Annotated in this window: 28 protein-coding genes and 1 tRNA gene; 24 read left to right on the forward strand and 5 right to left on the reverse strand. The window is 63.8% G+C overall.

The annotated features are described in order from the left end of the window. The first annotated feature begins 540 nt into the window (after positions 1-540). The 19 genes from Q9246_RS23195 to Q9246_RS23285 all read left to right on the forward strand — a co-directional run bounded on the left by Q9246_RS23195 (position 541) and on the right by Q9246_RS23285 (position 12,923). The gene (locus Q9246_RS23195; protein ID WP_306393424.1) at positions 541-846 is read left to right on the forward strand and encodes a hypothetical protein; all 306 of its coding nucleotides are present in this window, start codon (positions 541-543) and stop codon (positions 844-846) included. A gap of 219 nt (positions 847-1,065) precedes the next feature. Beyond that, the gene (locus Q9246_RS23200) at positions 1,066-2,100 is read left to right on the forward strand and encodes a hypothetical protein (RefSeq protein ID WP_306393425.1); all 1,035 of its coding nucleotides are present in this window, start codon (positions 1,066-1,068) and stop codon (positions 2,098-2,100) included. A gap of 956 nt (positions 2,101-3,056) precedes the next feature. After that, entirely contained in the window at positions 3,057-3,548 is a 492-nt protein-coding gene (locus Q9246_RS23205) for a hypothetical protein (RefSeq protein WP_306393426.1), read from the forward strand. Beyond that, positions 3,545-3,715, forward strand: a complete 171-nt coding sequence (locus tag Q9246_RS23210; protein WP_306393427.1) for a hypothetical protein — start codon at positions 3,545-3,547, stop codon at positions 3,713-3,715. Before Q9246_RS23205 ends, Q9246_RS23210 begins: the two co-directional genes overlap by 4 nt. Before the next feature lie 83 nt (positions 3,716-3,798). Continuing rightward, positions 3,799-3,921: a hypothetical protein gene (locus Q9246_RS23215; RefSeq protein ID WP_306393430.1), complete on the forward strand. Its 123-nt coding sequence runs from the start codon at positions 3,799-3,801 to the stop codon at positions 3,919-3,921. Between the two features lie 27 nt (positions 3,922-3,948). Further along, the gene (locus Q9246_RS23220) at positions 3,949-4,848 is read left to right on the forward strand and encodes a recombination-associated protein RdgC (protein ID WP_306393432.1); all 900 of its coding nucleotides are present in this window, start codon (positions 3,949-3,951) and stop codon (positions 4,846-4,848) included. Next, positions 4,845-5,027, forward strand: coding sequence for a hypothetical protein (locus Q9246_RS23225; RefSeq protein ID WP_306393433.1), 183 nt, complete (start codon positions 4,845-4,847; stop codon positions 5,025-5,027). The genes Q9246_RS23220 and Q9246_RS23225 overlap by 4 nt, the downstream gene beginning before the upstream one ends. Next, a complete protein-coding gene (locus tag Q9246_RS23230; RefSeq protein ID WP_306393435.1) occupies positions 5,024-5,686 on the forward strand; it encodes a 3'-5' exonuclease in 663 nt (220 codons plus the stop codon). Before Q9246_RS23225 ends, Q9246_RS23230 begins: the two co-directional genes overlap by 4 nt. An 85-nt stretch (positions 5,687-5,771) precedes the next feature. Then, on the forward strand, positions 5,772-5,909 hold the full coding sequence (locus Q9246_RS23235) for a hypothetical protein (RefSeq protein ID WP_306393437.1): 138 nt from the start codon (positions 5,772-5,774) through the stop codon (positions 5,907-5,909). Beyond that, a complete protein-coding gene (locus Q9246_RS23240; RefSeq protein WP_306393438.1) occupies positions 5,906-6,082 on the forward strand; it encodes a hypothetical protein in 177 nt (58 codons plus the stop codon). Before Q9246_RS23235 ends, Q9246_RS23240 begins: the two co-directional genes overlap by 4 nt. Beyond that, positions 6,082-7,335, forward strand: a complete 1,254-nt coding sequence (locus Q9246_RS23245; protein ID WP_306393439.1) for a hypothetical protein — start codon at positions 6,082-6,084, stop codon at positions 7,333-7,335. The genes Q9246_RS23240 and Q9246_RS23245 overlap by 1 nt, the downstream gene beginning before the upstream one ends. 1 nt (position 7,336) lies before the next feature. Next, positions 7,337-7,870 carry a hypothetical protein gene (locus Q9246_RS23250; protein WP_306393441.1) on the forward strand — a complete coding sequence of 178 codons (534 nt, stop codon included), beginning with the start codon at positions 7,337-7,339 and terminating at the stop codon, positions 7,868-7,870. Further along, positions 7,867-9,852, forward strand: coding sequence for a Lar family restriction alleviation protein (locus tag Q9246_RS23255; protein ID WP_306393443.1), 1,986 nt, complete (start codon positions 7,867-7,869; stop codon positions 9,850-9,852). The genes Q9246_RS23250 and Q9246_RS23255 overlap by 4 nt, the downstream gene beginning before the upstream one ends. Next, complete coding sequence (locus Q9246_RS23260) at positions 9,849-10,238, forward strand: hypothetical protein (protein ID WP_306393445.1); 390 nt, start codon at positions 9,849-9,851, stop codon at positions 10,236-10,238. Before Q9246_RS23255 ends, Q9246_RS23260 begins: the two co-directional genes overlap by 4 nt. 163 nt (positions 10,239-10,401) lie before the next feature. Beyond that, positions 10,402-11,106 carry a J domain-containing protein gene (locus Q9246_RS23265; RefSeq protein ID WP_306393447.1) on the forward strand — a complete coding sequence of 235 codons (705 nt, stop codon included), beginning with the start codon at positions 10,402-10,404 and terminating at the stop codon, positions 11,104-11,106. Further along, entirely contained in the window at positions 11,099-11,407 is a 309-nt protein-coding gene (locus Q9246_RS23270; protein ID WP_306393449.1) for a hypothetical protein, read from the forward strand. The genes Q9246_RS23265 and Q9246_RS23270 overlap by 8 nt, the downstream gene beginning before the upstream one ends. Beyond that, positions 11,404-11,610: a hypothetical protein gene (locus Q9246_RS23275; RefSeq protein ID WP_306393451.1), complete on the forward strand. Its 207-nt coding sequence runs from the start codon at positions 11,404-11,406 to the stop codon at positions 11,608-11,610. Before Q9246_RS23270 ends, Q9246_RS23275 begins: the two co-directional genes overlap by 4 nt. After that, positions 11,594-11,854: a DUF4224 domain-containing protein gene (locus Q9246_RS23280; RefSeq protein WP_306393452.1), complete on the forward strand. Its 261-nt coding sequence runs from the start codon at positions 11,594-11,596 to the stop codon at positions 11,852-11,854. The genes Q9246_RS23275 and Q9246_RS23280 overlap by 17 nt, the downstream gene beginning before the upstream one ends. Positions 11,855-11,864: 10 nt before the next feature. After that, positions 11,865-12,923 (forward strand): tyrosine-type recombinase/integrase, encoded by a 1,059-nt coding sequence (locus Q9246_RS23285; protein WP_306393453.1) that lies wholly within the window; start codon positions 11,865-11,867, stop codon positions 12,921-12,923. A gap of 129 nt (positions 12,924-13,052) precedes the next feature. On the opposite strand, the gene Q9246_RS23290 is transcribed toward Q9246_RS23285, so the two are convergent. The 5 genes from Q9246_RS23290 to Q9246_RS23310 all read right to left on the reverse strand — a co-directional run bounded on the left by Q9246_RS23290 (position 13,053) and on the right by Q9246_RS23310 (position 18,743). Next, positions 13,053-13,142, reverse strand: a tRNA-Ser gene (locus Q9246_RS23290). Positions 13,143-13,401: 259 nt separating this feature from the next. Next, complete coding sequence (locus tag Q9246_RS23295; RefSeq protein WP_306393454.1) at positions 13,402-15,462, reverse strand: putative bifunctional diguanylate cyclase/phosphodiesterase; 2,061 nt, start codon at positions 15,460-15,462, stop codon at positions 13,402-13,404. Further along, positions 15,455-16,630: an HDOD domain-containing protein gene (locus Q9246_RS23300; protein ID WP_306393456.1), complete on the reverse strand. Its 1,176-nt coding sequence runs from the start codon at positions 16,628-16,630 to the stop codon at positions 15,455-15,457. The genes Q9246_RS23295 and Q9246_RS23300 overlap by 8 nt, the downstream gene beginning before the upstream one ends. A 105-nt stretch (positions 16,631-16,735) precedes the next feature. Continuing rightward, entirely contained in the window at positions 16,736-17,347 is a 612-nt protein-coding gene (locus tag Q9246_RS23305) for a response regulator transcription factor (protein ID WP_306393458.1), read from the reverse strand. A 22-nt stretch (positions 17,348-17,369) separates the two neighbouring features. After that, complete coding sequence (locus Q9246_RS23310; RefSeq protein ID WP_306393462.1) at positions 17,370-18,743, reverse strand: cache domain-containing protein; 1,374 nt, start codon at positions 18,741-18,743, stop codon at positions 17,370-17,372. A gap of 201 nt (positions 18,744-18,944) precedes the next feature. On the opposite strand from Q9246_RS23310, the gene Q9246_RS23315 reads away from it, so the two are divergent. The 5 genes from Q9246_RS23315 to Q9246_RS23335 all read left to right on the forward strand — a co-directional run bounded on the left by Q9246_RS23315 (position 18,945) and on the right by Q9246_RS23335 (position 25,432). Beyond that, the gene (locus Q9246_RS23315) at positions 18,945-21,011 is read left to right on the forward strand and encodes a carbon starvation CstA family protein (RefSeq protein ID WP_306393464.1); all 2,067 of its coding nucleotides are present in this window, start codon (positions 18,945-18,947) and stop codon (positions 21,009-21,011) included. Continuing rightward, a complete protein-coding gene (locus Q9246_RS23320; RefSeq protein WP_306393465.1) occupies positions 21,011-21,205 on the forward strand; it encodes a YbdD/YjiX family protein in 195 nt (64 codons plus the stop codon). The genes Q9246_RS23315 and Q9246_RS23320 overlap by 1 nt, the downstream gene beginning before the upstream one ends. A gap of 224 nt (positions 21,206-21,429) precedes the next feature. Continuing rightward, the gene (locus Q9246_RS23325; protein WP_306393466.1) at positions 21,430-23,481 is read left to right on the forward strand and encodes a hybrid sensor histidine kinase/response regulator; all 2,052 of its coding nucleotides are present in this window, start codon (positions 21,430-21,432) and stop codon (positions 23,479-23,481) included. Further along, entirely contained in the window at positions 23,426-25,141 is a 1,716-nt protein-coding gene (locus Q9246_RS23330) for an RHS repeat-associated core domain-containing protein (protein WP_306393468.1), read from the forward strand. The genes Q9246_RS23325 and Q9246_RS23330 overlap by 56 nt, the downstream gene beginning before the upstream one ends. Positions 25,142-25,150: 9 nt before the next feature. After that, on the forward strand, positions 25,151-25,432 hold the full coding sequence (locus tag Q9246_RS23335) for a hypothetical protein (RefSeq protein WP_306393469.1): 282 nt from the start codon (positions 25,151-25,153) through the stop codon (positions 25,430-25,432). Positions 25,433-25,840: the final 408 nt, after the last annotated feature.

A 25,840-nucleotide genomic window follows, 5' to 3' on the forward strand; every position in this document is an offset into this window, starting at 1 on the left:
AATTGAGCCAGCTGCCACCAGGACGCTCAACGACCTACAGCCGCGCTTCGGAGTCCTGCCTATTCTGCTCGTCGCATTTGACGATCCTGACCTTACTGATGCTGAGGGCTTCTCGCACTTCCCGACTGCTCCGTACGTCGCCGAGCTCGTTGAATGGAACGCGCTCGAACCTGTCGAATGGGTGCTACTTCCAGAGATTGTTGAAGCCGAGCTCCCCTTCTAGGTCATTCGCACTACAACACAATTGGTGAGAATTCACGCTGCCGAGCAGGCGTAATATCCGCACATAGGACCGCGCTTCGTCGCGCCGTCTTATCAAGGGTTCACTATGCCGCGGATCTTGTGCCCAGCGTGTAAATCATCGCTCCAACGGAGCAAGCGATATGTGAACTGCCCCTGGTGCGGGCAGTCGCTCGCTGCAGCTTACCTCGCCCAGCCATTCGTAGCCGGCGCAGACTATCGGACCTGGCCGAGCTGGAAGGCCTGGGCCGGCGCCGCGGCGGTGGTAGCGCTTGCCGTGTCTACCTTGGCGACAGCCGAATGCAGCCGATCGCCAGCGCCACCACTGAGGAACAGGTCGCTCGCGCCCTGGCCACCTGCCAAGCGCGCATTGCTGCCCTGTCAGTCGGCGGTAAGGTGCCCGCCCCGCCGCCAGCCAAGAACTACGGTACGGAGCCCGAGTTCTACTTCGTCTGGCCGAAAGGGGTGTTCTTCTACGCCGACAGTGAGGGCGTGCTGAACGCGGCATCAGCCACCTGCAGGGGCGACGTGGCCACCGGCCTCATCACCGAGCTATCCCTGAACGGCCAAGACGTGACCGACGCGCCACGCCGTGAAGATTGGTGAGATTTTTGCAACTCAGCAGCAGATATACTCGCGCGAGCGAAACGGCACGCTTTGAAGCTTCCCCCGACGTCCGCCGTGTGACCTCCATCTAGCACCCATGTTGCATAGCCCACATTACCGCCCTTGGGCTGATCGTCCGTCCCGAGGTGTAAGACCTTGAGTAGACGGTATTATTAATCTGCCCACACTGACTCAAGACCTTAGAAAGTTGGTAGCACGATGACACTTTCAGAAAACCCGCAACAAAAAACCAATGACAGCAATGATCGCTCTCTAAGAGAGGAAATGGATCAAATAGAAAAGGAGTTAGCGGAAAAGCGCGTTCGCGATACCGAGATGCGCGCCGCGGCGGTGAGAGAGAAGATATTTGCAATGTCGATTGGTCTTTCCACGTCGATAATCTCTCTGGCATTGTTATATTCTGACCTAGCGAACACCCCGCTATTGGAAGTGATCGAGAATAACGGGAAGACAATTCTAGCCATGACGATAGCCATCGCTGGGGGCGTTTACACGATAATCGTAACTGGTCGACCACTTGGCCGTTTCCAAGAAGTCGATGTAAGGCGGCGAGAAGAGGCGCAAAAGAAAACCGTCCTATCCCCAGCCGCGTGGCCATTCCCTACCAGTAGTCGTCCACCTATGTTCGACTTAGAAGACAGCGTTGGGTCAGCTCCGCCGCCATCGCCGTTCTACCAACATTTTCAAGAAATTACGAACGCACTTGAAGAACGCGCTCTAAATGCGGAGGAAAAAGCATCTATTTTGCTCGACAAAGGTACGACATATACGATTGCGGGAATCGTCTTTTTTATAATTTCAATTATTGTGTGGCAGACCATATCGTGGATTCGAGGATTCCAGGTAGAGCATATCTACGGAATAATTTCTTGCACAAGTGTATTCATATTTGTAGAGTTTCTCAGCGCATGGTTTCTTCGGCAATATCGGCATTTCGTCGATACTGCGACATATCTACTGAAAGTCAAAGCAATATTTGATCGCTACGCTTTAGTTTTTTTAGCAATTGACTCGCTGCCAAATATCTCTGAAAAAACGCGCGAAAAAGGCGCGGCGACACTTTTAAGAATGTTAGAGGATCCTATAAAATGGCCGGAATCCTATCTCCTAAAAAAACCAGAGGTGATGTTTGCCAACGAAGCGGTGAATGCTATTAATTCTCTCTCGAAGGAAATGCGAAAGTCTTTAAGAAAACAAACCAGAAAGGATACAACTGAAACAGAAACTAAATAGCTGCGTACTCTGCAACTGCTTGAATCCATTAAATAGCGCGTGACCTCAAAAAACACGCGCTATTCGCGTGATTATGCAAGTAACGACAGTTGCTCGCATTCGTCTTGCAGGCCGTATAGCAAATCCTGGGAATGATAGTGCTGCCGCATATCGGGAAGGCACTTTAGTCGTCCTCTCTTGTTCACTTGAGGACTGATGGCGGTCTAGTGGAGGGATTAAGGTCAGACAGCCGGAGCTATCCATTCCACGAAGCGCCTTGCTCGCCGTCGACCGGCGTGCGCAGACGATCCGCCGTGACAGATCCTCAAGCATGGCCTGAGTGATCTCCGTGTCGCCATAGCGCGCCGGCCAGCCCGAGATGAGCGGGTACGGCACGCCGAAGGCCTCCGCCTCGATTCGGGTCAGCGATTTCACCGATCCCCTACCCTCCAGGTAGCGTGCCAGCGTCAATTTTTGCGACATTTTCGGGCCTTTTTTTCCTACGCACCCTGTAAAGGTACTGTTCAGGTTCTGTTCTTGGCTGTTCAGGCAGATCTTCTAAGGTCTGTGGTTTCGTTTTATCCCAGCAGAGCCTCGGTTCCAGAGCGGCACCCTCCCAAAAGCAAGCCAATAGACTCGCTTCCGTGGAAAGCGCCTGCATCCCATGCTTTCGCCTTCGGACACTTTCGCTTGGTTCGCAGACTTTTCAGGTGTCTCCACCTGTCCCCCGGCGCGCTCTACGAACTACCACCCACGCTGTGCCCCTGCCGGACGTCCTTGGCTCTTAGACCTGGGCGTCGGCGGTTTCCCCTCCCTGCTCCAGGCGTGCAAACAGCCAGACTCGGCTGATGGACGCATTTTACCTAAATATTTAGGCATACCTCAATATTTTTATTGATTTGTTTTTAGGGATGCCTAATAATGACTCCAACGACATCGAGCTCAGCACCTCCCGAGCCGCAGAACTGGAGAACAGCATGACCCAGCAGTACGACCAGGACTACCTGAAGAAGGCGCTCGCCGAAGAGCGCGAGATCGCACGGCTCGACCTGCGCGTGCGCACCTCGACGCCCGGCGGCCTGGGCCTGTCGATCGAATCGAACCTTTACCTGGTGACCGGCGGGACCAGCAGTGGTCACGGCCTTCGCAGTAGCGAGATCCTGCCGAAGTGGCGCCGCCACCGCACCGCTGCCGGCGCCCTGGCCATCAAACACATGCTGAACATCCGGCATGACCTCGAGGTGGAGTACGCGGTCACGGTCGGTTACGGCGCTGGCCGCCGTGGCGTGACCGAGTTCTATGGCGCGCACCCGAGCATCGAGTTCGCGACCATGGCCGCGATTGTGCGCGCCGCCATCCAGAAGCTGACCGAGGAGCTCGACGAACGCGCGGCCCTCAACCCTACCCGCTCGAGTTCGAGCCGCCGGCCCGGCGCCAGGGCGACATCCAAACCGAAAGGCAACCCATGAGCTTCAAGAAGAATCAGCCCGTCGTGGCGACCACCATCCGCGGCGTCGAGCGCAGCGGCACCTTCGTGACCACGCACGCAACCACGAAGGGCGACTGGGTGGAGATCAAGCCGACCGACGGCAAGCCGAACTTCAAGACCCGCCCTTCCCTGGTGCGGCCAGCCTGACATCGGCGGAGCCCAGCAGCATCCATCGCCCGGCACGACCGGGCTTTGGCACTGAGGCATACCGCCGCCACCTGGAGAAACCGATGATCCGCTTCCTGCTCTTTTTCCGCCTCGAATGGTGCGAGCGCCGCCCGGGCCTGATGTTCGCCCTGCTCCTCGCTCTGATCTGCCTGGGCGGCGCCATCGACCCGGCCGCCCCGCTGTAACCCTGACCTCAACGACAAGGATCCGCAATGTTCTTCCGCAACCTCCAGATTTACCGCCTGCCGGCGCCGTGGGGCATGACCGCGCAGCGCCTGGCCGCATACCTCGAGCCGCAGGGCTTCGTGCCGACGTCCAGCAACGAGCTGATGCGCCAGGGCTTCGACCGCCCGCGCGGCGCCGACGGCGCGCTGGTGCACGAGGTGGCCGGCCAGTTCCTCATCGCGCTCAAGACGCAGAAGAAGATTCTGCCGAGCGCTGCGGTCAACGAGCGCGCCAAGGCGATGGCGGCCGATCTGGAAAAGCAGCAGGGATTCCCGCCCGGGAGGAAGGCCATGCGCGAGCTGAAGGAGCGCGCCGCCGACGAGATGCTGCCGAAGGCATTCTCCGTTTCCCGCACGACGCTGGTCTGGATCGACCCGAAGAACGGCTGGCTGGTGGTCGACGCCGCGGCGCCGAGCAGGGCCGACGACGTCGTCAAGCTGTTGCTCAAGGCGGTCGACAAGATGCCGCTGGAATCGCTCCGCGTGCAGCGCTCGCCGGTGGCGATGATGACCGGCTGGCTGGATGCCGACGAGGCGCCGCACGGCTTCACGATCGACCGCGATGCCACGCTGCGCGCCACTGGCGAGAGCCGGGCCCAGGTCGGCTACAAGTCGCACACCCTCGAGCCTGAAGACGTGCGTCGCCACATCGCCGCCGGCAAGCAGTGCACCCGCCTGGCCATGACCTGGAACGACCGCATCAGCTTCGTGCTGACTGAGTCGCTGGCGATCAAAGGTGTCAAGCCGCTGGACGTCATCCGCGAAAACGCCGCGGCGGCGGCCGACGATACCGAGCGCTTCGACAACGGCTTCATGCTGATGTCGGGCGAGCTGGCCAAGCTTCTGGCCGGCCTGGTCGAAGCCCTGGGCGGGGAGGCGAAATTGTGAAAACCCGCCGCCGCCGTGCGCTCTCCGCCGAAGAAGCGTCCATGACGCCAGCCCAGCGCGCCGAGATGCGTGAGATCGGAATCCGGTCGCGCGCCAGGTCGATGGTGCGCAGCCACCGCATCGCAGACGCGATCGAGAAAGACGTCGCGCAATTCCGTTCGAAGGAGTCTACGAAATGACCATGACCACCAGCACTCTGCCAGTTGCGGCTGAGGCACCTCAGCGCCGCGCCGACGACAAGCGCCCTACCGCCTCCCTGGACTGGCGCGGCGCCGAGCCGGGCCTGGCTCGCATGAGCGACGCCATGATCGACACCGAGACGCTCGGCACCACGCCAGGATCCGCGATCCTGAGCCTCGGCGCCGTGATGTTCGGCCCGGACGGTCTGGGCGAGACGTTCTACGCGCCTATCGACCTTGCGTCGTGCGTGCTTGCTGGTCTCGCTATTGACCCGGCCACCGTCCAGTGGTGGATGGCGCAGGGCGATGAGGCACGCGCTGCGGCATTCCCGACCGATGCCGCCACTCTGCCGCAGGTTCTGCTCGCATTCCAGGCATGGTTCGTCGCCCAAGAGGCGCGCTATCCATGGTGCCACGGCGCCGGGTTCGATGTGCCGCTTCTGGATGCGGCGTTCAAGGCCTGCGGCCTGGCGTCGCCCTGGGCGTTCTGGGATGTGCGTGACACCCGCACCCTCTATGACGTGGCCGGCGTGAAGGTCGACCGGCGCGCCGGCACCCACCATCACGCGCTGGACGACGCGATCAGCCAGGCCGAGGCTGCCGCGCGCGCCCTGCGCATCGTCCACGCCCACAAAACGATCACCGAGGTCACACCATGAGCGAACACCAACTCAGTGCCATCAAATGGTCCTGCGCCCGCGTTCTGCTGGTCTGCGCGCTGTGCACCACGGCGATCGTGAACGGGTGGCCGCTGTGATGCGCCGCATCGGCCAGGCCATCGTGTTCGTGCTGGCGTTCCTGATCATCGTCGGCGAGGTGCAGCGCAGCGAGGCAGCCGCCGACGAGCGCGCCGCCCAGGCCCTGTACGGGAGCGGCAGGTGACATTCGAGCAGCTGCGCATCACCTACCAGAGCGACGAGCAGATGGCCCGCGCATTGTTCGCGCAACTGGCTGAGGTCGAGGCAATGCTGAGCCTGGCCGAAGCCCAGCGCGACAAACTGAAAAAGAAACTGGCGCCGCCGCCCGCGCGCCGCATACATCGAGGAGAGAACTGATGAGCAGTAACCACAACCCAGCCTATTTCGATGCCCTCGCCAACTCGCGCGGCATCGCCCTGCCCGCCGCGCGCACCTGGTCGATCCTGCTGACCAGCGCCAATCACGGCACCGTCGGCCCGATCGGCAGCACGTTCCCTCACGCCGGCGAGAAGCACGAGCGCGTCCAGGTGATGGAGATCGTCGAAGCCGGCGCGCCGCCAGCGCCGGGCGCTGACCTGGCCGGCCTGGTGCGCGTCGGGATTGACTGGAGCACCGACTTCCTCGCCGAGGTGCGCGCCCACGCGCTCGAGGAAGCGGCAGGTCTTGTGGACGCAGCAACGGAAGGCTCCCTTCGCTCTGCGACCTCTGCAGCGATCCGCGCGCTCAAGGGCGTCACCCCTACCGCTACCAATACTGCTGGAGCCGTGCCGGAAGGTGATCTCAGGGACTTGGCGCGCCAGTTCCAGCGCGCGGCGAGCCGCGATGTGCCACTGACCATCTCGCCTGAATCCTGCGCCCTGCTGTTCCGCGCCATGACCCCGCCAATCGCACCGGCACTGGCAGAGCCGGTCCACCAGGATGCAACGCTGGAATGCGATGCTGCCTTCGAGCGCTGGTATGCGGCGCAGCGTCACCAGCTTACCAACGAGCAGGTTTGCCATCTCATCTGGCAGCGCGCCTGGGAAGCGGCGAGCAGCGCGCGGCCGGCGGATGTCAAGGAAGTGCCCAGCATCGAGAGCCGGGAATTCCATGAGATGGCGATGGACTACCGTGGTGCGTCGATCACCGGCGCGCATCTTGCATATCGCGCGCTACTCGCCCACATCGACGCCCACGTAGCGCGCCATGCCCGCCCCTCGGCAATCGACAAGGCCACGGCCGAAGAAGCGCGCCTGTACCGCGATCTGACTGGCGACGCGATGAAACTCGGCTTCGATGGCCTACCCGCGGCGGTGCAGGCGCTGCGCGATGTTCAGTCCGCACCGGCCGCGTTTCTGCTACCGGGCGACATGAAGGCGCTGGCTCGCTTCTGCGAGTGCGCCGAAGACTTCGACTCGGGCGGTCATGACGTGCCGAAGGAGGAGATGCGCCGCCTGGTCGAAATCGGCGTCACGCGTCCAGCTGGGCCGGGCCGCCACATGGTCACCTCATTCGGCGACTACGTGATGGGCCGGGTTGCAGAACTGGGCCTGATGCTACCGCTGAAGACGCTCGACGAGCGCAATCAGGAACTGGTGCATCGCTTTAATCAAGAGAAAGGCGGCGCCTGAAATGCAGACCACGATCACCGCGCGGCAGCTGGAGCTGCTGCATCACACCTTGGGTGTGCACCCAGAGCGCCGCGAGTCGCATCGAAACCACTTCGTCGCGGGGCCGCGCCATCACGATCAAGCCGATCTGGAAGCGCTGGAGGCGGCGGGCCTGATGGAGCGCGGCCGCACGCCGAAGTTCCTCGATCAGGGCGATGTCGTCTTCCAGTGCACTGAGGCTGGGCGCGAATGCGCGATCGACAACTTGCCGCCACCGCCGAAGTACAGCCGCTACGAGGAATATCTCCGATCCGAGTGCAGCGAGAACTTCGCATGGTTTCTCGGCATACGGGTTCCGGAACTGCAGACCAACTACGGCTCGTGGCGCGGGCCAACCCAATACCGCTACGTCCGCCGGGACGGCTACGACTGGGAAGACGTGCGCGGCGAATGGAAGCCGACGAAGAAGGAAGCTAAGGCAAGTTATAAGGCGGCGCTGAAGGCGCTCAAGGAAAGGCAGCGCGAATGGCGCAAATCGAATTTGGAGGCAGCATGAACACCACCCCAGCCGCCCCGAGCGGCGAACAGAACCTCGACCACCTGGAAGCACTGGCGCCGTGCCCGTTCTGCCGCCAGCCCGGCCGCATGCACGACGGCAGCGGATGGTATGGCGTGGGCTGCGACACGATCCACGCTGGCGTCATGTGCCACGGGTATTGCTCGGCGCGTCAGCACACGAGTGCCGCTGCGGCGGCTGCCGCATGGAACCGCCGCGCCGCGCCTGCCGGGTTGTCGACCGCGCTCGCCGAGGTCACGGCAAAGCTGGAACGCGAAGCGGCCGCCAGCCTGTCGTTGGGCATGGAGAACCGCGACCTACGCGACCAGCTCGCCCGCCGCGCTGCGCCTGTATCAGCGCCTATAGCCGGGGATGCGCTGCGCGCACGTTTCGAGCAGGTAGCGCCAGCGTTCCGCATAAACGTCGAGCGCTCCAAGCCATTCCCCGAGAAATACCAGTACCAGCATGCGCAAGAAATGTGGGAGTTCTGGCAGCAAGCCGCCCTCGCCAACCAGCCAGCGCCGACAGCCGCACCGGAGCAGGTTGCACAAGGTGCCGATGAAGCATTCATCGAGTGGATGGATGGTCGACTGTCTTCCAATCCGCCGAAACCAGCGACCGCCTATGAAGCTTACATAGAAGGTCGTCGCGCCGCCCTGTCGCAGCCATCCGAGGCCGCGCCGCTGGTGCATGGCGACTACGTACTAATGCCGCGTCGCCTGACGGCTGAAAACGGCGCGAAGGCCGCGATGATCGGCGAGTTCCACGAAGAAATCACCGTCCGCTGTCCAGACTGCGACGGCGCCGACGACGACCACTACTGCGCTTCCTGCAACGATGAAGGAACTGCGCAACAGGCGGTTCCGGTCCAATGGGACACCATCAAGCAGATTTACGCAAAGGCCGTCGAACTTCTCGCCGCGCCATCCTTGCCAGCCGCAGCGGCGGGGGATGAGCGGGAACGAGCAATGGAAATCGTCCGGTCGCTCGGTTGGGAAGCTAACGGCACCTATGCCGTCACCCATCGCGGCGACAAGATTCATACTGTCGAGTTCCTGGCCATAATCCGCGCCGCCCTCGCGCATCAACCAGCGCAGGAGCAGGCCGAGCCGGTGGCGGCCGGACACTTCCAGCGAAGCGCTACCGGCGAATGGATGCAGGTATCGCGCCCGATGTCGGGGCTTCCGGGCGCAGTCATTCTGTACCACGGCCCAGACTGGCCCGCACCCTCTCAGGCGGCGCAGCACGAAGCCGGCGACGAGCGCGCAGCAATGGCGCTCCTGCAGGAAGCCGCGCGCGCCTGGAATAACGAGCGCGATACCGAACTGGACGCCGTCATGGAGCGCGCCGAAGTCTTCCTGATCGAGCAGCGCGCCGCCTCTCCGGTTGTGCGTGCACAGAGTGAAGAGAGCGCCGACTGGGGCCGCATTGACACGGTGGGCGACATGGTGCGCAACCTGCTGACGCTCGACCAGGCTGGCCCGATCTTCGCAGCGTTCCATACTGACCTTGATGGGAAGCGCGTCTGCCGCACTCGCCCGGTGACGATCTCGCGGGAGCGCGTTGTCGACGGCAAGTGGGTCGACCCGAATCGCATCGACGTGCCGTATGCGCATATCGTCTGGGCCAAGCAGGACGAACCGGCCGGCGCCCAGCAGGCGCATGCAGGAGCGGATGAGACGGCTGCCGCAGCCCGCGACGTGCTGGCCGAGCGCCAGCGCCAGGTTGAAAAGGAAGGCTGGACGCCAGCGCACGACGATCAATACGAGTTGCACGAACTTTCGCTGGCGGCATCCTGTTATGTGTTGGCTGGCGAGGGCCCGCACCACCCGAGCGTGCCGGGAACTTGGCCGTGGGAGGAGTCCTGGTGGAAGCCGGGCGATGACCGCCGCAATCTGGTCAAGGCCGGCGCACTGATCCTCGCCGACATCGAGCGCCTGGACCGCGCAGCTATCCGTGCCGCTCAGGAAGGAGGGGCATGATGGGCTGGAGCATTGGATACGACGATAACTGGAACCGCGACATCGGCTACGGCGTGCCGGCCTACTGCGACCACCCAGGCTGCAAGGCGGAGATCGACCGAGGCTTGGGCTACGTTTGCGGAGGTGAGCCTTTCGGCGGCGAGCATGGCTGCGGGCTGTTCGTGTGCGGCGCGCACCAGCATGCGAACAGCAAGTGCTTCCAGCTTTGCCTGCACTGCGCGGACCGGCGCCGCAAGAAACTGACTCCCTCGCCCGATCACCCCGAGTGGATCCAGCACCAGCTGACGGATGCGAGCTGGGCACCATGGCGCGAGCAAAATCCCGAACTGGTCGCGAAGATGCGCGCGTCGCTCGATGCGTCCTCCGCTCAAGGAGATAAGCCATGAGTTTTCGACTGCCAAGGCTCGATGGTCCTTTCAAGTGCCGATTTTGCCCGTCAACGCTAGAGAATAAGTCATCGCACCAGGCTCAAGCATGGGAATGGATCACCGGCTACCTGCCCTCCACCGAGCACTGCTGTCCAATCTGCCTCAAGACAAATGGCGCAATGTGGCGGGAAATCGTGAGGCGCTCGGCCACCCGAGCCGCCGCTCAAGGAGAGAAGGCATGATCGCCGCCTACCCTCTCCAGTGGCCGGCCGGCTGGCCGCGCACCGCCGCCGGCGCGCTGCAGCACGGCAGGTTCGGCACCAAGCGCCAGCCGAAGGGCGCTAGCTGGTCGATGATGGTCGACATCACCCTGGCGCAGGCCACCCAGCGCGTGCTCGACGAACTGGCGCGCATGGGCATCGGCCGCGACGATGTCGTGATCTCGACGAATGTAAAGCTGCGCCTCGACGGTCTGCCGCGCTCCGGTGAGCGCGCGCCCGCGGACGCCGGCGCCGCCGCGTACTGGCAAGCCCGCAATGGCGACCGCCGCGTGATGGCCATCGACCAGTACCACAAGGTCGAGGACAACCTGGCAGCGATTGCAGCGACGCTGGACGCCATGCGCGCGATCGAGCGCCACGGTGGCGCGCGGGTGCTCGAGCGGGCCTTTACCGGTTTCACGGCCCTGCCGGCGCCGACCGCGGCAAAGTACTGGCGGGAAGTGATGCTCTTCAGCGCGGCCACGCCGACCCGCGACCAGCTGCGCCAGCGGTACCGTGAGCTGGCGCGCAACCGGCACCCTGACCGGGACGGTGGCAGCGACGCCGCGATGTCGGAACTGAACGTGGCCATGGCCGCCGCAGAGAAGGAGCTAGGGCATGCCTGACGAACTCCGCCGCATAGGCGCGCAGATGGCAAACGTGATGTACAACCTGGCGCAGCGGCCGGGCGACGCGCTGAAGCCGGAGGTAGTGGCGACAATGGACGACCTGCGCAAGCAATGGGACGCGGCAATTCGTGCGCCCAAGGCCGGGGCCGACGGCGGCGCGATGGGTAAGGATGAAGCCATCGACTTGCTGCGCGACGCCTTGCAGCACTATCACCGCCTGGCGCCCAAGACCATCACCGCGCGCGAGGCGCTGCGCCTCACTGCTCACCTGGCGGTCGCAACTGAAGGTGCGCAATGAGGCTGGACGAGATCACGCACACCGCGCGCAGCAACTACCTGTGCGCCTGCTGCGGCATGACGGTGCCCGGCGGCTCGCGGTATGTGCGCGCCCAGGTGCCGGGCGGCGGGCTGGTGGCGAAGAAACCGATGCACACCGCTTGCTACACCAGGCGCGCGGCAAGCAATACCAACATGGAGAAAGCGCATGAGCGCAATATTTGAACTGGCGATTCCGTCGGAGACGTTGACCGCCGATGAAGTGAGCGACATCTCCGGGTGCAAACGCGCTGGCGACCAGATCGAGTGGTTGACGCGCAACGGATGGATTTTTATCCAGAACCGCGCAGGCCTGCCCATAATCGGGCGGCTTTACGCTCGCCTGAAGCTGGCCGGGATCAACCCGGCACTGCTGGCCGCGCCGGCCAGCGACGGCGGATGGCAGCCCGATTTCTCGAAAGTTCAATAACAGGTAGGCAATGAGACCGAAAACGAGCGGCAAGAAGTTGCCGCCGCGCATGCTCGCGCGAAAGAAGACGCTCAAGTCTGGCAAGGTGTGGGTCGGCTACTACTACAACGGCCGGGCGCCCGATGGGAAACGGATCGAGATCCCACTGGGCACCGACCTGATAGCGGCAAAACGGAAATGGGCTGAGCTCGAGTGTGCGGAGACGCCGTCCGATGCGTCGCTGATGAAGTACGTGTTCGACCAGTATGTGCGGGATATCCTGCCGAAGAAGAAGCCGTCGACGCAGCGCGAGAACATGCTCTGCCTGTCGAAGCTGCGACCTGTGTTCGATACGGCTCCGATCGATGCGATCCTGCCGCAGCACATCGCACGCTACCGCGATGCCCGGTCGGCGCCGGTGCGCGCGAACCGCGAGATCGCCCTCCTCTCCCACGTCTTCAACATGGCGCGCGAGTGGGGCTTTACCCAGAAGGACAATCCGTGCCGCGGCGTGCGGAAAAATAAGGAAGCACCTAGGGACTATTACGCCGAGGCCGACGTCTGGGATGCGGTTCACGGCGCCGGCAGCCAGGCGCTGCGCGATGCGATGGATCTGGCCTACCTGTCGGGCCAACGGCCTGCGGACGTGCTCAAGATGCGCGCGGCCGACATCAAGAATGACGAGCTGCACGTGCTGCAGAACAAAACGCGCCACGCGTTACGGATCCGACTGCATATCGACGGTGAGCCGACGCAGCTCGGGGCGTGTGTCGATCGGCTGATGGCGCGGCCGGTGAAGGCGATGAGCGGGGCCCTGGTGTGCACTGAGGAGGGCCGGGCCCTGACGGCGAAGATGCTGAGGGATCGCTTCGATGCCGCGCGGGCGACGGCCGCGGTCCTGGCTGAGAAGGCGCGCGACGAGGACCTGGCGCGCCGTATCAGGGCGTTCCAGTTCCGGGATATCCGGCCCAAGGCGGCAAGCGAAATTGCGAGCCTGGAGGACGCGAGCAAGCTGCTGGGCCACACGGACAAGCAGATCACGCAGAAGGTCTACAGGCGGGTTGGGGAGGTCGTCAAGCCGACGAGATAAGGCGGGAGTTGCGGAGATCGTCTCCGCAACTTGTAAAATGACGGCTCTAGACCGTTAAATCCAGCGCGAGAAAATGATGAATCTAGAAACGAAAAAGCCGTCGAAAATCAACGGCTTGCTCGTGAGAAATGGCGGAAGCGGTGAGATTCGAACTCACGAACGGGTTCCCCCGTCGGCAGTTTTCAAGACTGCTGCCTTCAACCACTCGGCCACGCTTCCTTGAGGAACCGGCATTATACATAAATCATCTGGGCTGGTCAGGTTGTTCGCGTATTGCGGTGATGCATGCAAGCTNGCTGCCTTCAACCACTCGGCCACGCTTCCTTGAGGAACCGGCATTATACATAAATCATCTGGGCTGGTCAGGTTGTTCGCGTATTGCGGTGATGCATGCAAGCTTGGGTTCCCGCCTGCGCGGGAACGACGTGCGAAGGCCGGCGGCAATGACAAGCGGCGACGGGCCGCACACGGCACTATCTCACCCAACCAACAACCAATTATCCCTCAAACACCGCTCAAACTCATACGCCGGCAACGGCGCCGCATACAAATACCCCTGCACCTCATCGCACCCCGCCTCGCGCAGGAACTCCAGCTGCTCGAGCGTCTCCACCCCTTCCGCGATCACGCGCAAACATAGCTGCCGCGCCATGCTGACAATGGTCCCCGCAATCGCGCAATCGCTCGCATCCCCCGGAATCCCGGTCGTGAACGACCGATCGATCTTGAGCGTCTGGATCGGAAACCGCTTCAGATACGACAAGCTTGAATACCCGGTCCCGAAATCGTCCAGCGACAGCGACACCCCCAGCGCCGTGATCCGGTCCATGATGGCGGTGACGCGCTCGAAGTCGTGCATCAGCGTGCTCTCGGTGATCTCCAGCTCCAGCCACGACGGATCGAGCTGATAACGCCGCAAGGTATCGGCTACCCGCCCCGGCAACGACGGCGTGAACTCGCGCGCCGACACGTTCACCGCGAGCCTGAACGGCGCCACGCCCGAACGCTGCCAGATCGCCGCCTGCGCGCAGGCCTGCTCCAGCACCCACTCGCCGACCTGCACGATCAGCCCCGTGGTCTCGGCCAGCGGAATGAACTCGGACGGCGGCACGATGCCGCGCTGCGGATGCACCCAGCGCACCAGGGCTTCGGCGCCGACGATGCGCCCGCTCGCGATCTCGAACTTGGGCTGGTAGTACAGAATCAGTTCGCCATTGCCCAGCGCGTGGCGCAGGCCCGACTCGATGCGCATGCGCTCCTGCATGCCCTTGTTCATGTCCTGGCTGTAGAAGGCGACGCTGCGGTCCGGGTTGGCCTCGGCGCGCTTGGCGCGCTCCATCGCGATATCGGCCAGTCCCAATAATGTCTCGGCATCGTTGCCATCCTGCGGATAGACGCTGATGCCGATGCTGGCGCCCACGCGCAGGTCGTGGCCGCCGATGTAGAACGGCGCATCGAGCGAGGCCTGCAGCTTCTGGGCCACCGTGGTCGCCTCGAAGTGCTGGCGGATATCCGACAGCCCCACCGCGTATTCGTCGCCCGACAGGCGCGCCACCACGTCCTCGTCGCGCAGCGCGTCCTTGAAGCGCTGGCCCACCTGGCGCAGCAGCTCGTCGCCGATGCGGCGGCCCAGCGTGTCGTTGATGCGCTTGAAGCGGTTCAGGTCGACGAACATCACGCAGCCGCCAAGGTCGTTGCGCTGGGAGCCCATCAGGGCCTGGTCGACCAGGCGCGCGAACAGCGTGCGGTTCGGCAGGCCGGTCAGCTCGTCGTAATAGGCCAGGTGGTGCAGCTGTTCCTCGGCCTGCTTGCGTTCGGTGATGTCGGTCAGGTAGGCGATCAGGCCCGTCGGCCGGTCGGCCAGGTCGCGCAGCGGCGACAGCGACAGGCTGGCCCAGAACACCTCGCCCGATTTCTTCCGGCGCCGCACTTCCATCATGCGTCCGCCCTGCTCCGCGAACAGGTCGGGCTGCATGTCGGCGCCGCCGTCTTCTTCCTCGTCGGCGTACAGGAACAGGATGTTGCGGCCGATCGCTTCCAGCGCCGTGTAGCCGAACAGCTGCTCGGCCCCGCGGTTCCAGCTGGTGATGTAGCCCATCTGGTCCATCGTCAGCACCGATTCGTGGATCTGGTCGAGGATCTGCGACTGGTGCGCCAGCTGCGCCTCCATCTGCGCATACGCGTGCGTGGAGCGCTGCGCCAGCGCGTGCATCTGCATCAGGCTCGCCGTCAGGTGGGCCAGCGACAGCAGCTTGCGCTCGGTCTCGGCGCAATACCCGGCGCCGCCGCTGACCTCGTACCAGCCGAACTGCTCGATGCCCGCCGTCACCGCGTGGCGCAGGATGCGCGCGCCCGGCGGGTTCGGGTCGATCAGGCCGGCGCCCGGCACGAAGCGCCCCTCCGGACTGTCCGTCAGCAGCGCCGCCAGTCGGCCCAGTTCCTGGTGCAGCGCATCGCCGCGCAGGCGCAGGATGGCGTCGCAGACGGCGGTCGTGCCGCCGACGAAGTCGAAGGAATCCAGTTCGCGCAGGTCAGACATTCCGGCCCACCTGGATCGCCCAGTGGTAGGCATGCAGCTGGCTGGCCCACCAGTCGGCCGGGCCGACGCCTGCCGCTGCCAACGCCGCTTCGTCCGGATGCGCTTCGGTCAGCCGCAGCCAGGCGCCCAGCTGGCCGCGGCGTCCGGTCAGGGCGCCGGCGACGTCGTCCGGCAGGTACAGGTCATCGGCGATCGCCGTCATCGGCATGTGCAGCAGGCGGTCGAGCAGCGAGAACACCCCGGTCATGAAGGCCAGGTCTTGCGCGTCGCGGTCGCCGCCCGCCTGGCGGCATAGGGCTTCGAGCTGCGCTGCGCGGCGCGCTGCCAGCGGCAGCAGCAGGTTCGGCAAGCCGTCCGGCTGCTGGCGCGCGTACAGCAGCAGTTGCAGCCAGCGCTGCAGCTGGCGTCGGCCCAGCACCGTGATCGCATGGGCGAAGCTCGTGATCTGGGTGTTCACCGCGAAGGCGGCCGAGTTGACCAGCTTGAGCAGGTGATAAGCCAGGGTCGGATCCTGCTTGATCTGGTGTTCCAGCTCGCGCGATTCGGCATCGCGCGCCAGCAGGCCGAGCAAGGTCAGGATGCGGCGCCGCGAGCTGCCGTCGTCGTCGGCCGCCGGCGCCGCGTCGGGGTCCAGCGGATAGTCGCCGCCGAACCAGTCGAAGCCCGCGTTCTCGCAGGCCGAAAAGCGGCGCGCGTCGTCGACGCCGTGCGCCAGGTGCGGTCCGAACAGGGCCACCAGGCGGCCCGGCGCCAGCGCGGCGTCGCGCTGGGCGCGGCAGTCGCGCGCCACCGCGCGCAGCGCCGGCGGCGCCTTGGTGCCGTCAGGGATGTCGCCGTCGAGCCAGATCCGGTAGCCGTAGGCGTGCAGCTCGGCCAGCTGGCGCGCGGCGCCGCTGGCGTCCAGTGCGGCGGCCGCGATCACCAGGCCGACGCGATTGGCCGGCAGTTGCGCCAGCACCGGCACCGTCAAGGCGGCCGGGCTGTCCAGGTGCAGCAGGCAGTCGAGCGGCGCGATCGCCGTCAGCAGCTCGGTCGCGCCGAACACGGCTTGCAGGCGATTCGGCAGGTCGGCGCCGGGCGCCAGTCGCACACTGAGCGCCACCCATTCGTTCTGCGCATTGGCGATCGGGTCGATTGCTACCAGCGGAAAGTGTCCCTGCTCGGCCATAGAAGGTGGTTCTCAGTAATATTCGGTCAATCTTATTGCACCGAATACTATAAAGCAACAGCAATGTTTCCCGGTGGATATCCGGAGTTCACTCTTGGTTGCTTTCTAGTTACCGCCGGCGCGCTGCACCGCGAAGCGGATCAGCTCCGCCTGGCCTTCGATGCCGAGCTTGCGCTTGATGTTCAGGCGGTGGGTTTCGACCGTGCGCACCGACAGGTCGAGCTCGCGCGCGATCTGTTTATTGGACTGGCCGGAAGCGATATGCTTGAGCACCTCCTGCTCGCGCGCCGTCAGCTGGTCGCTCGGGGCCGCCGGATTGGCCAGCTGGCGCGCCAGCGCGGCGCTGTAGTAGATGCCGCCGCCCATCACGGTCTCGATGGCCAGCACGATGTCCTTGCCCGGCGCGTCCTTCAGCACATAGCCGCGCGCGCCGGCCGCCATGGCCTGGCTCACATACTCCGGCTTGTCGTGCATCGACAGCATCAGCACCGCGATCCCGGGATAGCGCGCGGTGAGTTCGAAGGTGGCTTCGATGCCGCTCCCGCCGCGCATGTTCACGTCCATCAGCACCAGGTCGGGATGGAATTCGCCGGCGCGCGCCAGCGCTTCCTCGCCCGAACCGGCTTCGGCCACCACCGTCAGGTGGGCCGCCGACTCGAGCCGCGCGCGCAAGCCGTCGCGCACCAGCGGATGGTCGTCCACCAGCAGGATCTTCACTTCTCTCGTTTCACGGTTCACGTCACCAATCACTGCGCTGCTCCTTCAAGTCGATGCTGGCCACCACCCGGGTGCCTGCGGAGGACGACTCGATCGCGAAACGTCCGCCGATCGCCTCCATGCGTTCCATCATATTCCTTAGTCCGATGCCGCGCTTCGGGTGCACGGCCACCCCATCGGCGTCGAAGCCCACGCCATCGTCGGCGATGCTCAAGCTGACCAGGTCCCCCACCCGCTCCAGGGTCATGTCGATCTGGCGTGCCTGGGCGTGACGCTCGACATTGGTCAGCGCCTCTTGTGCGATGCGGAACAACATCGTGCCCACGATTTCCGGCAGCGTGTCGACCGCGCCGGCCGCGCGGAAGCGCACCGGCGCGCCCGCGTGTTCGCCGAATTCGCTGGCCAGGTGGTCCAGCGCGGGCGCCAGGCCCATATCGTCGAGCAGCGTCGGCCGCAGGTCGTGCGAGATGCGGCGCACCTCGCCCAGCAGCGTTTTCACCTGCTCGACGGTGCGCTCCAGGCCCGCGCGGCCCTGCTCGCGGCGCGCGGCGTCGCCGTCGATGCGGATGATGCCCGCCTCCAGCTGCAGCTTCACCGACACCAGCGCCTGGCTGATGCCGTCGTGCAGGTCGCGCGACAGGCGCGCCCGTTCTTCTTCCTGCGATTCCACCACGCGCTGGGCCAGCGCCTTCAGCTTGGCGTCCGCCACACGGCCCTCGCTGATGTTCAGGGCCAGGCCGCCGCCGGCCACGCCCACCGCCGCCACCGTGGCCAGCACCGCCATCCACAGCAGCGTCTCTTCGATATTGCGCGACTGCTGGGCGTCCACCAATGCCAGCGCCGCCTCGACGTCGTCGAGGTAGATGCCGGTGCCCATCACCCAGTTCCAGTGCGCGATCGGCACCACGTAGCCCAGCTTGGGCGCCGGACGGTTGCTCGAGGGCTTGGCCCAGGTATAGCGCAGGAAGCCGCCGCCCTGGCTGGCCAGCCCGATCAGGCGCTGGATCGTCGGCGCGCCGGTCGAGTCGCGCCATTCCCACATATCGGTGCCCACGAGTTCCGGCTGGCGCGGGTGCATCAGGTTCTTGCCCCGGTCGTCGTAGACGAAGAAGTAGCCGTCGTCGCCATAGCTCAGGCTCGACAGGATGCGGATCGCCTCCTGCTGGACGGCCGCGCCGCTGTCGCCGGTGCGGGTCAGGTGGGCGATCGAGCGGGTCGCCAGTTCGACGTAGTGGCGCAGCTCGGCCTCCTTGCTCGCCAGGTAGGCGTGCTGGATCGTGGCGCGCTGCTCGGCCGCCAGGGTTACCCCCTGCTGGCGCACGTAGAGCCCGATCGCGCACAGCGCCACGACCAATGGCACGACGGCCAGCACGATCACTTTTTGCCTCAGCCGCATATGCCTTCCGCATGGTTCGATTCGAAGGCCTGCATTCTACGTCCGATGCCAGGGAGCGGCCTACGCAATACTACGTAGAGGCTGCGTAATCATGCGCTTGCGGTACTGACAATAGTGCAAGATACTCAACGGCATGCTGCACAAAATGGCGCCGGCAGGTACTGGCGTAAGAAGCATCAATCCACTTCGGAGGAGTCACCCATGAAACGTATCTCGAGCATGCTCGGATGGATCGCCTTGTCCATCCTGGGCGCGTTTGCTCTCGGCTACATCGCGCTCAAGCGCGGTGAAACCATCAATGCCATCTGGATCGTCGCTGCCGCCGGCTGCGTCTACCTGATCGCCTACCGCTTCTATTCGCTGTACATCGCCACCAAGGTGATGGGCCTCGATCCCACGCGCCAGACCCCGGCCTACAAGTACAACGATGGCCTCGACTATGTTCCCACCAACAAGAACGTCCTGTTCGGCCACCACTTCGCCGCGATCGCCGGCGCCGGTCCGCTGGTCGGGCCGGTGCTGGCGGCGCAGATGGGCTACCTGCCCGGCATGATGTGGATCCTGGCCGGCGTCGTGTTCGCCGGCGCGGTGCAGGATTTCATGGTGCTGTTCATGTCCACCCGCCGCGACGGCCGCTCGCTCGGTGACCTGATCAAGTCCGAGATGGGAGAGATCCCCGGCATGATCGCGCTGCTCGGCACCTTCATGATCATGGTGATCATCCTGGCGGTGCTGGCGCTGATCGTCGTGAAGGCCCTGACCGGTTCGCCGTGGGGCACCTTCACCGTGATGGCCACCGTGCCGATCGCGCTGTTCATGGGGATTTATTCGCGCTACGTGCGCGTCGGCCGCATCGGCGAGATCTCGGCCATCGGCTTCGTGCTGCTGATGCTGGCCATCATCGGCGGCCAGTGGGTCCACGATTCGCCGACCTGGGGCCCGATGTTCACCTTCACCGGCACCGAACTGACCTGGATGCTGATCGGGTACGGTTTCGTCGCCGCCGTCATTCCCGTGTGGCTGCTGCTGGCGCCGCGCGATTACCTCTCCACTTTCCTCAAGATCGGCACCATCCTGGCGCTGGCGATCGGCATCATCGTGGTCGCCCCCGACCTGCAGATGCCGGCCGTGACCAAGTTCATCGACGGCACCGGCCCGGTGTGGTCGGGTAATGTGTTCCCCTTCCTGTTCATCACCATCGCCTGCGGCGCCGTGTCCGGCTTCCACGCGCTGATCTCGTCGGGCACCACGCCGAAGATGATCGAGAACGAATCGCACGCCCGCTTCATCGGCTACGGCGGCATGCTGATGGAATCCTTCGTCGCCATCATGGCCCTGATCGCCGCGTCGACCATCGACCCCGGCATCTACTTCGCCATGAATAGCCCGGCCGCGCTGCTCGGCACCACCGCCCAGTCGGCGGCGCAAGCCGTGTCGCAGATGGGCTTCGTGATCACGCCTGCCGAACTCGAACAGATGGCCAGGGACGTCGGCGAGCACACCATCATCTCGCGCGCCGGCGGCGCGCCGACCCTGGCGGTAGGCATGGCCCACATCCTGTCCAACGTCGTGGGCGGCCCGGCCATGATGGCCTTCTGGTACCACTTCGCGATCCTGTTCGAGGCGCTGTTCATCCTGACCGCCGTGGACGCGGGCACCCGCGCCGGCCGCTTCATGCTGCAAGACCTGCTGGGCGCCTTCGCCCCGTCGCTGAAGAAAACCGACTCGCTGCCGGCCAACCTGCTGGCCACCGGCCTGTGCGTCGCGGCCTGGGGTTATTTCCTGTACCAGGGCGTGGTCGATCCGCTGGGCGGCATCAACACCCTGTGGCCGCTGTTCGGCATCGCCAACCAGATGCTGGCCGGTATCGCGCTGATGCTGGGCACCTGCGTGCTGTTCAAGATGAAGCGCGCCAAGTACGCCTGGGTCACCGCCCTGCCGACCGTCTGGCTGCTGGCCTGCACGCTGACCGCCGGCTGGCAGAAGATCTTCCACAGCGATCCGCGCATCGGCTTCGTCGCCCACGCCAACAAATACCAGGCGGCGCACGACGCGGGCGAGATCCTGGCCCCGGCCAAGTCGATCCTCGACATGGAGCGCATCATCTTCAACGACTACGTCAACGCCAGCCTGGCTGGCTTCTTCATCTTCGTGGTGCTGGCGGTGCTGTTCTACGGCATCCGCACGGTGATGGAGGCGCGCAAGGCGAATGGCCCGACCGCGAAGGAATCGCCCTACGTCGCCATGCCGGCGCCACAGGTGCAGTGATGTTCGGCACCCTCAAACAGGCCGGCAACTACCTCGGGCAAAGCCTGCGGCTGATGGTCGGCCTGCCCGAGTACGATACCTACCTGGCGCATATGGAGCGTACCCACCCGGACGAGCGTCCGATGACGTACGAGGAATTCTTCCGCGAGCGCCAGGAGGCGCGGTATGGGGGGAGCCGGGCGTCGTGCTGCTGATGGCGGCATGACAGTTCGATAGGAAAGGGACGCCGCGGCGTCCCTTTCTTTTTGCGCCTGTCGATGCTAATTGCGACACGGAATTGTTCCCTTTGCCACATTTGCGGATTCGCAAAGCTCCCCCCTCCCCTAATGCGTATATTTTTTTCCTGCGGGATCTTGCCCGCTAGGAGGATCTGCACCGTTGCCGGATCCGCTGCGCTGTGCCGTTTGCGGGAACCGCGATGCAGAATTTCGAGCGCTCGAGCCTGAACCGGAAGCTGAACATCATCTCGCTGCTCTCGACGGCGACCGCGCTGCTGTTCGTGTTCGGGGCCTTCGCCGCCACCTCGGTCGTCAACCACCGCCAGGCCGAAAGCCTGCAACTGGCGGCCTTCGCGCGCGTGATCGGCGCGGCCAGCAGCGGCGACCTGATGCTGGTCGACCGGCGCCAGGCGCATGCCACGCTGGCCGCGCTCGAGGCCCAGCAAGAGATTTCGGCGGCCGTGCTGTACGACCGCTTCGGCCGCGCGCTGGCCGAGTACCGCGCGCCGTCGCGCCTGGGCGCCGACCTGGCGCCGCTCGACGACCTCGATCCCGAGACCCTGCTGGCCGCCAACCGCGCCGGCCGCGCCCTGCTGGCGCGCCATATGCGGGTGGTGCACGAAGTGCGCCATGGCGAGCTGGCGGTCGGCGCCGTGATGATCGAGGCCGACCTGCTGCCGATGTGGCTCGACATCCTCGCCAGCCTGGTCGTGATCGGACTGGCGATGGGCGCCGCGCTGCTGGTGTCGCTGGGGCTGGCCCGGCCGCTCAAGCGCAGCATCGCCGAGCCGATCGCCCGGCTGATCCAGGCCGCGCAAAAGGTGTCGGTGAGCCAGAACTACGGCCTGCGCCTGCCGCACACGCGCAGCGACGAACTGGGGGTGCTGATCGACAGCTTCAACACCATGCTGGCCCAGATCGAGGACCGCGGCGCGGCCCTGCTGCACCACCGCGACGAACTCGAACGCCAGGTCGGCGTGCGCACCGAGCAGCTCGAAAAGGCCAAGAACGCGGCCGAAGCGGCCAGCCGCGCCAAGAGCGGCTTTTTGGCCACCATGAGCCACGAGATCCGCACGCCGATGAACGGCGTGCTGGGCATGACCGACATGCTGCTCGCCACCGGGCTCACCGAGGCCCAGCGCAACTACACGCAGCTGGTCAAGCGCTCCGGCGAGCACCTCCTGGTGATCATCAACGACATCCTCGACTTCTCGAAGATCGAGGCCGGCAAGCTCACCATCGAGTACATCAACTTCAACCTGTGGGACCTGCTGGACGACATCCACAATGTCTACACCCCGCAGGCCGCCGCCAAGGGCCTGGGCTGCGACTTCGACATCGCCAACGACATCCCGGTGGCGATCTGCGGCGACCCTAACCGGCTGCGCCAGATCATGGCCAACCTGCTGGGCAATGCGATCAAGTTCACGCAGGAGGGCCGTATCATGGCGCGGGTGCGGGTGGCCGGTGAAGACGCGCAGCGGGTCGCGCTGCGCTTCGAGGTGCACGATACCGGGATCGGCATCTCGCGCGAGGCCCGGGCGCGCATCTTCGACGCCTTTTCGCAGGCCGACGATTCCACCACCCGCAAGTACGGCGGCACCGGCCTTGGCCTCGCCATCTCGAAACAGCTGGTGGAGCTCATGAAGGGCACGATCGGCGTCGAGAACGCGCCCCGGCAGGGTTCGATCTTCTGGTTCACGGTCGGCTTCGACAAGCGGCGCGTCGATCCCGACGCCCCCGGCCACCGCCAGCACACGCTCGAGGGCCTGCGGGTGCTGGTGGTGGACGAACAGGACGCCAGCCGCCAGGAACTGGTGCAGCAGCTGGAAGCCTGGCGCGCCACGTGCGAGGGCGTGGCCAGCGCCGCCGCCGCCTTCGAGCACCTGGTGAGCGCGGCGCGCGCCGGATGTCCCTATGACGCCGCGCTGCTGGACATGGAACTGACCCAGACCACCGGCCTCGCGCTGGCGGCCTCGGTGCGCGCCGAGCCGGTGCTGCGCGCCGCGGCGCCCGACACCCATTTCGTGCTGCTCAGCCCCGAGCGGCTGGCCGCCGACCCGGTGCAGCGGCGCGAAGCGGGCGTGGCCTACCAGCTGGTCAAGCCGGCGCGCGCGGCCGACCTGTATGCCTGCCTGGCGGCGCGCGCGGCGCGCCTGCACCATCCGTCCGCGGGCGCGCCGGCGCCGGTGTCCGATGCGCCGTTCGCGGCTGCTGCTCGACGGGCAAGAGCTTGTTTCCTTCGAGCGTAACGCGCTGTATCGGGAAACCGGTCGCACTCAGGCTAACGGCCTATTGCAAACGATGAAATACGACCCGGCCGGCCGCCTGATCGAGCAACAGCTCGGCGCCATCGCGCAGGCTGGACAGCGTGATGGACAGATTCACCGCGACACCTACCGTCCCGATCTTCAGGTCGGCATGCGAGCCGCGATGCTGCGGCGTTACCGTTATGACCCATCCGGCCAACTGACCAGCGTCGAGGACAACCGGCGCGGCCGGATCGAATACCGTTACGATTCGACTGGACGGCTGCTGGCGGCGAACAGCGTACTGGGCCGTGAAACCTTCGCCTTCGATCCAGCCGGAAACATCCAGGCAGCCGCTACCGCGCAGCATGAACCTGCCTCTCGTGTACAGCTACCAAAGCTACTGGACAACCTGCTCAAGGAATATGCCGGTGTCAGCTACAGCTACGACGACCGTGGCAACGTCGTGAGACGTATCCAGGACGGCTTGCGGTCCGAGTATGAATGGGATGCGTTCAATCGGATGACCCGCGCCACGACCTGGCACGGTGTTAGCACCTTTGCCTACGACCCACTGGGCAGGCGCATTGCCAAGCACGGCCACGCGATAGAAGGCACTGACTTCCGGGAGACAACCCGGACCATGTACGGCTGGGACGGCGACACGCTGGCGCTGGAAAACAGCGTGCACCGGGGCCATTCGGCCGGTGAGCGAACAGTACACTATGTGTATGAGCGCGACAGCTTCGTGCCGCTGGTGCAGGCCGCCCGAAACCAGGCACTTCGACTGGCGCCCACCACCGATGTGAAAGCGCTGATGGCGGCCAACGGCGGCAAGTACGAGATAGCGCTCGATCCGCTGTGGAACGGCGAGTACGAGCAGGACGCCGAGCCATTCGGCAAGGAGCAGATCGTCTTCTATCAATGCGATCGTCTGGGCACACCGCAGGAATTGACTGACCATGAGGGCAAAGTTGCGTGGTCGGCGCAATACAAGGCGTGGGGGCAAGCAAAAGAGGCGATCAGCGCGGCGGCGCGCCAGGCGGGGATCCGAAACCAGTTACGGTTTCAGGGGCAGTATGAGGATGCTGAAACCGCCCTCTTTTACAACCGTCATAGGTATTATGATCCGGACACGGCCCGTTACTTCTCGCAAGACCCTATTCGCCTCATGGGCGGTGGTACCAATCTCTATTCTTACCCTGTGCCTACAGCCTTCGTAGACCCATTAGGTCTAGTGCGTACACGCCCTACTGATCCAACTCCAGGGAGCTTGTCCGATCTCGAAACGCGCTGTTGGTACTTAAAACAGGAATCGATGATCCCTTGTCAGATTGACTGCAGCCAAACTCTTAAAAAACAAGCTAGACAAGCTCATAGATTGAGAAACGAGGCGAGAATTAGAGCTCGGCTACTGATGGAAGATCGGCAAAAAGCCATTGGCCTATACACCGGCTCGACAACTGGAAAACCTGAGCCGATGCTAACTTGGAAACAAACGATGGCAAAAGCTGCAAGTAAGGAAAAAACTGGTTCTGAGGCATATGGACACATCATGGGATCCGCACAAAAATCACGTGGGAGCGTCAACAAAAACGTAATAGGAGATGCCGACTGCGATCAGGTCCTAGCATCGCTTCAGAATAAATCTGCCTATCATTGAGAGAAATACATGAAATATTTAAAAACTGTTAAGGCGCCAGAAACGGTGAAATTTATAGTTGATGAAAACATCAATTTAAGTGAATTTAAATCGCTAATGAGAGAGCTTGCATCTACATTAAACTCCAAAGTTGAATGGATCGCCATGCCGGAAGCCGAAATCGGAAAAATAAAGTTGAGTGCCGGCGAAATCTATGCAAAATTGGATTTTGATTACGGGTTAGAACTCGATTGCGATGGCTTTAAGGATCATGAGATTTTGCATATTGAGGAAATCTTATCGGCACGATAGAGAATTCGATTACAACTTCCCGGTGACCCACGTGTCGCCGAATATCTTGCGACGAACGGCGGCACTACGCCAAGTGTAGCCTATACGCTCATGGTCAAGTGCGGTAGAGCCAAGCAGAATAAATTTAATACTCTGGCAGTACCCGCTGGTCCAAATGGAAAACATATCTCTGAAGCCGAGTGGCTGATGCCGTGGTACGTCCGCCCCAGCGAAGTGGTAGCGAAGAGGAAAATACCATGGAAAATATCGCAACTCGCGATCTACGCAGGGACGATGTGCCTCAGGGAGGCTTCAACTGGTCCACATTTTCAGAATTTGCTCTGGCGTCTAATCCTCTGTCTGAGGCCATAGACGAGTCCAATCAGATCTCAGAGTGCTGCAGATCGCTCATGCAGAAAGATAGCATCA

It is taken from the genome of Telluria beijingensis, from assembly GCF_030770395.1.
Classification (GTDB): Bacteria; Pseudomonadota; Gammaproteobacteria; order Burkholderiales; family Burkholderiaceae_D; genus Telluria; species Telluria beijingensis.